Annotated in this window: 6 protein-coding genes and 1 pseudogene; 2 read left to right on the top strand and 5 right to left on the bottom strand. The window is 65.7% G+C overall.

The genetic code is table 11. From position 1 onward, the window contains the following. The 4 genes and pseudogenes from EOA33_RS17960 to EOA33_RS17945 form a co-directional block, all read right to left on the bottom strand. Positions 1–235: pseudogene (locus EOA33_RS17960) on the bottom strand (protein-(glutamine-N5) methyltransferase, release factor-specific); the annotation flags it as partial. Further along, positions 228–1307, bottom strand: coding sequence for a peptide chain release factor 1 (gene prfA, locus EOA33_RS17955; protein ID WP_126058149.1), 1080 nt, complete (start codon positions 1305–1307; stop codon positions 228–230). The pseudogene EOA33_RS17960 and the gene prfA, both read right to left, overlap by 8 nt. A 139-nt stretch (positions 1308–1446) precedes the next feature. Beyond that, positions 1447–3717, bottom strand: coding sequence for a phosphoenolpyruvate--protein phosphotransferase (gene ptsP / locus EOA33_RS17950; protein WP_126058148.1), 2271 nt, complete (start codon positions 3715–3717; stop codon positions 1447–1449). 81 nt (positions 3718–3798) lie between these two features. Beyond that, a complete protein-coding gene (locus EOA33_RS17945; protein WP_126058147.1) occupies positions 3799–5052 on the bottom strand; it encodes an aspartate kinase in 1254 nt (417 codons plus the stop codon). Between the two features lie 220 nt (positions 5053–5272). Between EOA33_RS17945 and EOA33_RS17940 the strand changes: the two genes are divergently transcribed. Both EOA33_RS17940 and ubiG read left to right on the top strand, forming a co-directional pair. Then, a complete protein-coding gene (locus tag EOA33_RS17940) occupies positions 5273–5569 on the top strand; it encodes a hypothetical protein (protein WP_126058146.1) in 297 nt (98 codons plus the stop codon). 165 nt (positions 5570–5734) lie between these two features. Continuing rightward, complete coding sequence (gene ubiG / locus EOA33_RS17935) at positions 5735–6484, top strand: bifunctional 2-polyprenyl-6-hydroxyphenol methylase/3-demethylubiquinol 3-O-methyltransferase UbiG (RefSeq protein WP_126058145.1); 750 nt, start codon at positions 5735–5737, stop codon at positions 6482–6484. 28 nt (positions 6485–6512) lie between these two features. Here the strand turns inward: ubiG and EOA33_RS17930 are convergent, their stop codons facing one another. After that, positions 6513–7427 carry a DMT family transporter gene (locus EOA33_RS17930; protein WP_126058144.1) on the bottom strand — a complete coding sequence of 305 codons (915 nt, stop codon included), beginning with the start codon at positions 7425–7427 and terminating at the stop codon, positions 6513–6515. Between the last annotated feature and the right edge of the window lie 23 nt (positions 7428–7450).

Raw genomic sequence — 7450 nt, 5'->3', positions numbered from 1 at the left:
GTGGCCATCGATGCGGCCCTGCGACGCGCCGTCGCAGGGCCGCATCGATGGCCACAATCGCCTCCGCCGGCACGGTTCGCGCCGGCTCGGCGATGGCCTGGGTGCGGGTCGTTCCGGAAAAATGCTCGACGAGCAGCCTGGCATCCAGCGTCGGATCGGCCACGCCGGCGGCGGCCAGACGTTGCCGCGCCTCCCGCAGCAGCGGCCCGAGCGTGCCGGGCAAAATGTCAGCCATCGAGGCCAATGTCGGCGAGCAGTTTCGACTGGTGGTCGGAGATCAGCGCGTCGACGACCTCGTCGAGCTCGCCCATCATCACCCGGTCGAGCTTGTAGAGAGTGAGGTTGATGCGGTGGTCGGTGAGGCGGCCTTGCGGGAAGTTGTAGGTGCGGATGCGCTCCGAGCGGTCGCCCGAGCCAACCTGCGACTTGCGCGATTCCGAGCGCTCCTCGTCCGCCCTGCTGCGTTCGAGGTCATAGAGCCGCGCCCGCAGGATCTGCATGGCGCGCGCCCGGTTCTGGTGCTGTGACTTTTCCGCCTGCACCACCATGATGCCGGTCGGCAAATGGGTGATGCGCACCGCCGAATCGGTGGTGTTGACGTGCTGGCCGCCGGAACCCGATGCGCGCATCGTGTCGATGCGGATGTCTTCGGCCCGGATCTCGATGTCGACCTCCTCCGCTTCCGGCAGCACGGCGACGGTCGCCGCCGAGGTGTGGATGCGCCCGCCAGCCTCGGTCGCCGGCACGCGCTGCACCCGGTGCACGCCGGACTCGAATTTCAGATGCGCGAACACGCCTTTGCCCGACACCGAGGCGATGATTTCCTTGTAGCCGCCGACCTCGCCGTCGCTTGCGGAGACCACTTCGAAGCGCCAGCCGCGCGAGGCGGCGTAGCGCTCATACATGCGAAACAGGTCGCCGGCGAACAACGCCGCCTCGTCGCCGCCGGTGCCGGCGCGGATTTCCAGAATGGCGTTCTTGTCGTCGGCGGCATCCTTGGGCAGGAGCAGGATCTGGATGTCTTTCCGCAACGTCTCGATGCGGTCCTCGACTTGCGGAAGGTCGGCCTCGGCGAGCGCCCGCATCTCGGCATCGGTGCCCTTGTCGGCGAGCATCGCCTCGAGGTCGGCCTGTTCCTGCTCGGCTGCGCGCAGCGCCCGGATCTTGGCTACCATCTCCTGGATGTCGGCGTATTCCGAGGCCATCCGGACATAGGCGTCCGCAGTCGGCCCGGCCGACATCTGCGCTTCGAGCATCTCGAAACGCTTCACGACTTGATCCATGCGGTCGCGCGGCAGGTTGATCATGGGCTTGGAACTTCGATCGAATTCACATCAGGGCGAGTCGAAAATGGCGAATTTGGAGAACCGGAGCGGAATGTACATTTAGGTACATGAGCACCGGAAGCGCAGAAAATCGACATTTGCAGACCGCCCTCACGTGAATCTAGAGCGGAATCGAGCGGTCGTCGGCAAAGGCTTGCAGCAGGGCGCGCATCGGCAGCCCCTGCGCCGGCGCCATCAGATTGTCGGCGAAGAAGGCTTGCAATTCGTCCAGCGGCAATTCGGTCAGCATCGCCTTGACCGGGCCGATCGAAGCCGGCGACATCGAGATCGAGCGATAGCCGAGGCCGATCAGCGCCATTGCGGATATGGGTTTTCCGGCCAGTTCGCCGCACAGCGTCACCGGCGTGTGGTTGCGCACGCCGGCGTCGGCGATCGTCTTCAGAACCCGCAGGAACGGCGCCGACAGCGTGTCGAAGCGGTCCGACAATTGCGTGTTGCCGCGATCGACCGCCATGACGAACTGGAACAGGTCGTTGGAGCCGACCGAGACGAAGTCCACCGCCTTCATCAGTTCGTCTAGCTGAAACAGCAGCGACGGCACTTCCAGCATGGCGCCGAGCTTCAAGCTGGTCGGCAGATGGTGTGCAAAGCGCGACAGGTGCCTGACCTCTCGGTCGATGATCTCGCGCGCCTGCGCGATCTCGCCGAGCTCCGTCACCATCGGCAGCATCAGCTTGAGCTCTCGGCCGCCGCAGGCCTTGAGCAAGGCACGGATCTGCGTCCTGAGCAGACCCGGGCGGTCGAGGGTGAGCCGGATCGCCCGCCAGCCGAGCGCCGGGTTCTCCTCCTGCAACGCCCCCTTGAAGTAAGGCAGCACCTTGTCGCCGCCGATGTCGATGGTGCGAAAGGTCACCGGCTTGCCGCGCGCGGCATCGAGCACGTCGCGATAGAGCCGCTCCTGCGCCTCGGCGCGCGGAAAGGTCGAGGCGACCATGAACTGCAGCTCGGTGCGGAACAAGCCGATTCCGGCCGCGCCCGACTCGGCAAGCTGCGGCAGGTCGACAGCAAGCCCGGCATTCATCAGCAGATCGACAGCAACACCGTCCTTGGTCACCGACGGCTTCTTGCGCAGCTCGCGATAGACCTCCTGCCGCCGCGCGCGGAAGCGCACCTTCTCGGCATAGGCGGCTTCGAGGTCGGGCTGCGGCCTGAGGTGGATCGTGCCCTCCTCGCCGTCGACGATGATGGCGTCGCCGTTTTCCGCCATGGAAACGGCGCCCTTCATCTGTCCGGCGACGGGAATGCCCATGGCTCGCGCCACGATGACGACGTGGCTGGTCGCGGCCCCGTCCTCCAGCACGACGCCGCGCAGCTTGTCCCTGGGGTAGTCGAGCAGTTCGGCCGCGCCCATCGAGCGGGCGACGAGGATGGCATCCTTCGGCAGCGACGCCGCGACATCCTCCGGCCCGCGCCCCATCAGTTGGCGCAGCAGGCGGTTGGCAAGGTCATCGAAATCACTCATCCGCTCGCGCAGATAGGGGTCGGTCATGTGCAGCATGCGGGCGCGCATGTCGCTCTGCACCTTCTCCACCGCCGCTTCCGCCGTCAGGCCGTTGCGGATCGCCTCCTCCAGCCGGCGCACCCAGCCGCTGTCGTTGGCGAACATGCGATAGGCTTCGAGCACCTCGCGGTGTTCGCCCTCGAAGGCGACCTCGCGGCGCTCCAGCATGTCATCGATGGAGAGCCTGAGCGAGCCGAGCGAGGTCTGCAGCCGGCGGACTTCCTCCTCGCTGTCCTCGTTGAACAAATTAGTGACGACGATGCGCGGTTCGTGCAGCACGACATGGCCGAGCCCGACGCCTTCGTTGAAGGAAAGGCCGGTGAAGCTGACGGGGCGGCGCAGGTCGAGCTCCAGGCCCGGGCGGGTCAGCCTGGCGAGATCGCCGGTGGCGATCATCTCGGCGATGACCATTGCCGTCGTTTCCAGAGCCTCGACTTCATCGTCGCGGTAGTGGCGCATGGTCTTGTTCTGCACCACGAGCACGCCAAGCGTCCGCCCTGCCCTGAGCACTGGCACGCCGAGGAAGGAGTTGTAGATCTCTTCGCCGGTCTCCGGCAGGTAGGCGAAGGCCGGATGCTCCTGCGCGTTGGAGAGGTTGAGCGGCCGTGCGCTGGCGGCGATGGTGCCGACGAGACCCTGGCCGAGCCGCAACTGCGCCAGGTGGACGGCGTTCGGATTGAGACCTTCGGTGGCGTAGAGCTCGAGAACCGAATCAGCGCGCAGCACATAGAGCGAGCACACCTCGGCGACCATGTTGGAGGCGATGTCGCGCACGATGCGGTCGAGCCGCTCCTGCGGCTCCAGCGGCTCCTGCATGAGCTCGCGGAGCCGCTTCAGCAGAACGCGCGGGCCACTGGCCGTATCACGCATCGCGGCTTCTTCTCCAATAGAGTCCTTGCCGGCGCAGTTTCCGCCGCGCCCGGCACTCACGCAACAACTGATTCAGTCTTGCTATTGCTTATCCAGACCGTAGACGGAATGCAAAGTGCGAACCGCCAATTCGGTATACGGACCGTCGATCAGTATCGAAATCTTGATCTCGGAAGTGGTGATGGCGCGGATATTGATCGCCTTGTCGGCCAGCGCCTTGAAGGCGGTGGCGGCGACACCCGCGTGGCTGCGCATGCCGATGCCGATGACCGACACCTTCGACATGCCGGCTTCCGACTGCACCACGTCATAGCCGACATCGGCTTTTAGACGCTCCAGCACCGCAAGCGCCTTGTCGACGTCGCCCGACGGCACCGTGAAGGTCATGTCGGTGAACTTGCCGTCCTCGGAGATGTTCTGGACGATCATGTCGACATTGATGTTGGCTTCGGCCAGCGGCCCGAAGATGCCGGCGGCAACGCCGGGGCGATCGCCGACGCGGCGCAGCGAAATCTGCGCCTCGTCCTTGGCGTAGGCAATTCCGGTGACGACCTGCTGTTCCACGATCTCTTCCTCGTCGCAAATAAGCGTTCCGGGCGGATTGAGCAAATCCCCCATTCCGGGCGCGTCGGGATCGTCGAAGGACGACCGCACGAAGGTACGCACCCTGTGCACCATGGCAAGCTCGACCGAGCGCACCTGCAGCACCTTGGCGCCGAGCGAGGCCATTTCGAGCATTTCCTCGAAGGAAATCTTGGCCAGCCGCCGCGCCTTCGGCTCGATGCGCGGATCGGTGGTGTAGACGCCGTCGACATCGGTGTAGATGTCGCAGCGGTCGGCCTTGACCGCCGCCGCGATGGCCACGGCACTCGTGTCGGAGCCGCCGCGGCCCAGCGTCGCGATGCGGTTGTCCGGCCCGATGCCCTGGAAGCCGGCGATGACGGCGACCTGGCCCTCGCCGAAGCGCTTGATCAGGAAGGCGCCGTCGATGTCGAGGATGCGCGCCGCGCCATGCGCGTTGTCGGTCTTGATCGGGATCTGCCAGCCCTGCCATGAGCGGGCGTGCACGCCCATGTTCTGCAGCGTGATCGCCAGCAGGCCGGCCGTGACCTGCTCGCCGGAGGCGACCACGGCGTCATATTCGCGCGCGTCGTGCATCGGCGAGGCCTCGCGCGTCCAGCCGACCAGTTCATTGGTCTTGCCGGCCATCGCCGAGACCACGACGGCGACCTCATGGCCGGCGTCGACCTCGCGTTTGACATGGCGCGCCACGTTGCGGATGCGGGCGATGTCGGCGACGGACGTTCCGCCGAATTTCATCACGATGCGCGCCATGGAAACGAAATGCCTTTGACTGGATGCTGGGCCGTGGAGCCGAAAAAACACGCCGGCCAAGGCCGGGTGCTGAATGCGCGGCCTCCTTAGCCAAATGATCAGGATTTCGCAAGCATGGCGCGCAACAACGATTCGCATTGAAAATATCGGGGTTGCTGACAGATTTGAGCACCAGGTCATGCGATAGATGAACCTGGAAGCCCGACAACGAGGAGGATAGATGGCCGAGACCCTGGAAATCGTCACCTTCCGGTTGAAGCCCGGAACCGAAGCGGGCTTTGTCGCCGGCAACGGCCTGCTCAGCGACTGGCTGACGCGGCAGCCCGGTTTCCTCAGCCGCTGCCTGGCCAGGCAGGACAACGGCGGCTGGGTCGATCTGGTGCGCTGGCAAAGCCGCGAGCAGGCGCTTGCCGCCGCCGGCCGGATCATGGCGGAGATCGGCGATTGCGACGCCATGCGTGCCATCGATCCCGCCAGCGTCGACATGAAGCACCTGGCGGTCGCGCTCGCCAGTTGACCCGCCGTCGCGCCTGCCGACCGACGGCCAAGCTGCCGCGACTGAAGGATGTGGCCGGCGTCACCAGATGCGCCGCCGCGCATCGGTATGGCAGCTGTCGAGAAAAGCCGCCTTGACATTCGCGGCCCGGCAACCGACTTCCTAGCGTTCGAGGAGACCCGCCCCATGTCAGAACCCCGACGGTCGACGATCGATGCCGGAGAAGTGGAACGCTTCTCCGCGCTTGCCGCTGAATGGTGGAACCCGAACGGCAAATTCAGGCCGCTGCACAAGTTCAATCCGGTCCGGCTTGCCTACATCCGCGACCAGGTGGCGGCACGCTTTGGCCGCGATCCGCGCGCGGCGCGGCCGTTCGAGGGCCTGCGTTTTCTCGACATCGGCTGCGGCGGCGGGCTTTTGTGCGAGCCGATGGCCAGGCTCGGCGCCGAAGTGGTCGGCGCCGACGCTTCCGTCACCAACATCGAGGTGGCAAAGCTGCATGCGGCCGAGGTCGGCGTCAGTGTCGACTACCGCGCCACGACGGCGGAGGACCTCGCCGACGCCGGCGAGACATTCGACGTCATCCTCAACATGGAAGTGGTGGAGCACGTCGCCGACATCGACCTGTTCGTCGCCAAATGCGGCCAGATGGTCAAGCCCGGCGGCATCATGTTCGTCGCCACCATCAACCGCACGCTGAAGGCGCTCGGCCTTGCCATCATCGGCGCCGAATATGTGCTGCGCTGGCTGCCGCGCGGCACACACCAGTTCGGCAAGTTGGTGCGGCCGGAAGAACTGGAAAAGGCGCTTGGTGCTGCCGGCCTGACCATCATCGACCGCACCGGCGTCGTCTACCATCCGCTGGCCGACCGCTGGCAGCGGTCGAAGGACATGGACGTCAACTACATGGTGCTGGCCGAAAAGGGATCGGTCTGAGCGATCTCCTCGGCATCGATCTCGGAGCTCACGCTGCCTGACCCTGCAGCCTGGCACTGGTCTGGCTCTGCGCCCTGGTGGTGATGAACACGCCAGCGGTGATGATCATCGCACCCATCCAGGTCAGCAACTGGTAGTGCTCGCCAAGGAAGATCGTGCCGGCGAACAGGCCGACAGCAGCCGCGACGTAGCCGATCTGGCTGAGATAGACCGGGCCGCCGACCGCCTGCAGGCGGAAGAAGAAGGCAAACATCGCCGAGGCCGACGCCACCTGGCCGGCGACCACCAGCGGCACGCCGCTGAGCGGGACAAATGCGCTCTTGCCCAGCAAGGCCAGAATGCCTGCCAGCAGCAGCGTGGCCGAGGCCAGATGGCTGCCGACGGCAAGCTCGATCGGACCGGTCTCTTCGGGCCAGTCGACGGTGCGGTAGATATTGCCGGCGGCGAGGCTGACCGGGATCAGCAGCCCGACCGCCACCCAGAAGAACTCGGCCGGCTGGCCGGCCTCGCCGCGCGTGACCGCTACCATCACCGCACCGACGAAGCCGACGGCGATGCCGACGACACCGAGCAGATTCGGCCGCCTGACGCCGAGTAGGATCGAGAACACCAGCGTGACGACCGGCGACAGCGTGAACATGATGCCGGTGTAACCGGCGCCGAGATGCGGAATGGCCGAGAACATCAACAAATTGGGGAAGGCATAGGACACTGCCGCGGTGATGAAGAAATAGCGCAGCCTGTGTGCCGTCAGCCGAATACGCTCGCCGCGCAAAAGAAGCGCCAGCAACAGCACGCCGCCGGCGCCGAGCGAGATGACGAAGGCCCAGACCATGGCCGGCACACCGGCCGCCGTCGCCAGCTTGCCGAACGGCAGCGTCAGGCCGAGCAGGCTGCCGGTGACGACCAGCAGGCCGGCAGCCGAGTCCCAGAGAAATTTCATCAGATGGTCCCGTAGTTCAATCG

It is taken from the genome of Mesorhizobium sp. M4A.F.Ca.ET.050.02.1.1, from assembly GCF_003997725.1.
Classification (GTDB): domain Bacteria; phylum Pseudomonadota; class Alphaproteobacteria; order Rhizobiales; family Rhizobiaceae; genus Mesorhizobium.
This window is presented reverse-complemented; position numbering and strand designations above follow the sequence as displayed.